This window comes from Rhodopseudomonas sp. WA056, from assembly GCF_010906995.1.
GTDB lineage: Bacteria > Pseudomonadota > Alphaproteobacteria > Rhizobiales > Xanthobacteraceae > Rhodopseudomonas > Rhodopseudomonas palustris_G.
In genome coordinates this window covers 1-2,663 of sequence record NZ_QPFS01000226.1, presented here as the reverse complement: position 1 = coordinate 2,663, position 2,663 = coordinate 1, and the positions used below count along the sequence as shown (strand labels likewise).

Below are 2,663 nucleotides of genomic sequence, written 5' to 3'. Positions count from 1 at the left end.
GGGTCGCCATCGGCCCTCTGCCTGAAAGACAGCGGTTGCACCGGACATTACGGGCAATGCGCCGATTTCGTTACTGCCGATTATCGATCGTCTGTCGACCGACGCGCAACTGCGCGCGAGAGCGGGATCACGAAAGCGCGAGCCGGTCCCCGGCCCGCGCCTTCGTTCGCGGCAGCTTGCCGCAGCCTTCGCCGCGCCTGGGGGACATCAAGCGCCGCGGAGGCGAGTCGCCGTTACGACGGCATCAGCACGGTATCGATCACGTGGATCACGCCGTTGGACTGGTTGACGTTCGGAATCGTCACGGTCGAGCTGCCGCCCTTGGTGTCGATCAGCATCACCTGGTCGCCCATCCGCTTCACCGTCAGGGTCTCGCCTTCGACGGTCTTGAGCTTCTTGCCATCGGTGAGATCGGCGGCCTCGAGCTTGCCGGGCACCACGTGGTAGGTGAGGATCTTGGTGAGCTGCTTCTTGTTCTCCGGCTTCACCAGCGTGTCGACGGTGCCGGCCGGCAGCTTGTCGAACGCCATGTTGGTCGGCGCGAACACGGTGAACGGGCCCTTGCCCTCCAGCGTCTTGACCAGGCCGGCGGCCTTCACGGCGGCCACCAGCGTGGTGTGATCCTTGGACTTGGCGGCATTCTCGACGATGTTTTTCGACGGATACATCGGCGCGCCGCCGACCATCACGGTGTCGCCGGAACTCTTCGTCATCTTGCCGGATTCGGCGGAGGCGGGGGCCGTCACGGTGCCGGCGAGCGCCAGAGCGCTGAAGGCGGCGGCGGTCAGCAGAGCAATTCGCTTCGTCATGGTTGGTCTCCCGAGAGTGATGGCTGCCCGCGATCGCCGCGGGCGAGGTTGAGTGACGCTGGCGTGCACCTTCGAGGGCTCGGCGCCTCGTCGCGGCGAGCTACGGGAGTTTTTCGGCGCCGTTTCAGAAATTCTTTTTTGTCGCAGGGTGAAACCGAAACCGGTTCTGTTCGTTCAGGCGCGCCGCGGTCCGGTTCTGGCGTTGCGCTGGCCTGAGCGTTCTTGCTAATCAACGGCGCTTTCCCGACAACCTGATGCGCCCGGAACACCGACATGAACGCCAATCTGTTCGCCCGCCTGTTCGACAAGCTCGACGACCCGCACAAGCTCGCGATCGAAACCGCGGCCGGCGACAAGATCAGCTACGCCGATCTGGTGGCGCGGGCAGGGCGCGTCGCCAACGTGCTGGTGGCGCGTGGCCTGAAGGTCGGCGACCGTGTTGCGGCGCAAACCGAAAAGTCGGTCGAGGCGCTGGTGCTGTATCTCGCCACGGTGCGGGCAGGCGGCGTGTATCTGCCGCTCAACACCGCCTACACGCTGCACGAGCTCGATTACTTCATCACCGACGCCGAGCCGAAGATCGTGGTGTGCGATCCGTCCAGGCGGGACGGCGTCGCGGCGATCGCCGCCAAGGTCGGCGCCACGGTGGAGACGCTCGGGCCGGACGGGCAGGGCTCGCTCACCGACGCGGCCGCCCAGGCCAGCGAGGCGTTCGCCACGGTCGAACGCGGCGACGACGATCTCGCGGCGATTCTGTACACCTCGGGCACCACCGGCCGCTCCAAGGGCGCGATGCTCAGCCACGACAATTTGGCGTCGAACTCGCTGACACTGGTGGAATTCTGGCGCTTCACGCCGGACGACGTGCTGATCCACGCGCTGCCGATCTATCACACCCACGGGCTGTTCGTGGCCAGCAACGTCACGCTGTTCGCGCGCGGATCGATGATCTTCCTGCCGAAGTTCGATCCCGACAGGATCCTCGACCTGATGGCGCGCGCTACCGTGCTGATGGGCGTGCCGACGTTCTACACCCGTCTGCTGCAAAGCCCGCGGCTCACCAAGGAGACCACCAGCCATATGCGGCTGTTCATCTCCGGCTCGGCGCCGCTGCTCGCCGACACCCACCGCGAATGGGCGGCGAAGACCGGTCACGCCGTGCTCGAACGCTACGGCATGACCGAAACCAACATGAATACCTCGAACCCGTATGACGGTGATCGCGTCCCCGGCGCGGTCGGCCCGGCGCTGCCGGGCGTGTCGGCGCGGGTGACCGATCCGGAAACCGGCCGCGAATTGCCGCGTGGCGAGATCGGCATGATCGAGGTGAAGGGCCCGAACGTGTTCAAGGGCTACTGGCGGATGCCGGAGAAGACCAAGTCGGAGTTCCGCGACGACGGCTTCTTCATCACCGGCGACCTCGGCAAGATCGACGATCGCGGTTACGTCCACATCCTCGGCCCCGGCAAGGATCTGGTGATCACCGGCGGCTTCAACGTCTATCCGAAGGAAATCGAGAGCGAGATCGACGCCATGCCGGGCGTGGTCGAATCCGCGGTGATCGGCGTGCCGCACGCCGATTTCGGCGAAGGCGTCACCGCCGTCGTGGTGCGCGACAAGGGCGCCAGCATCGACGAAGCGCAGGTGATCAAGGGTCTCGACGGCCAGCTCGCCAAGTTCAAGATGCCGAAGAAGGTGATCTTCGTCGACGACTTGCCGCGCAACACCATGGGCAAGGTCCAGAAGAACATCCTGCGCGAGACCTACAAGGACATTTACAAGTAATCGCGCGCCGCGCCGTCACTTTCCACTCGCGCCGTCATTCCGGGGCGCGCGCAGCGCGAACCCGGAATG

2 protein-coding genes are annotated in these 2,663 nt (G+C 65.4%); one reads left to right on the top strand and one right to left on the bottom strand.

The window, feature by feature from the left end; translation table 11 throughout:
* Positions 1 to 233: 233 nt before the first annotated feature.
* Complete coding sequence (locus DU475_RS23555) at positions 234 to 809, bottom strand: fasciclin domain-containing protein (RefSeq protein WP_047310027.1); 576 nt, start codon at positions 807 to 809, stop codon at positions 234 to 236.
* 273 nt (positions 810 to 1,082) lie between these two features.
* Between DU475_RS23555 and DU475_RS23550 the strand changes: the two genes are divergently transcribed.
* Positions 1,083 to 2,594 carry a malonate--CoA ligase gene (locus tag DU475_RS23550; protein ID WP_164633487.1) on the top strand — a complete coding sequence of 504 codons (1,512 nt, stop codon included), beginning with the start codon at positions 1,083 to 1,085 and terminating at the stop codon, positions 2,592 to 2,594.
* Positions 2,595 to 2,663 lie beyond the last annotated feature (69 nt).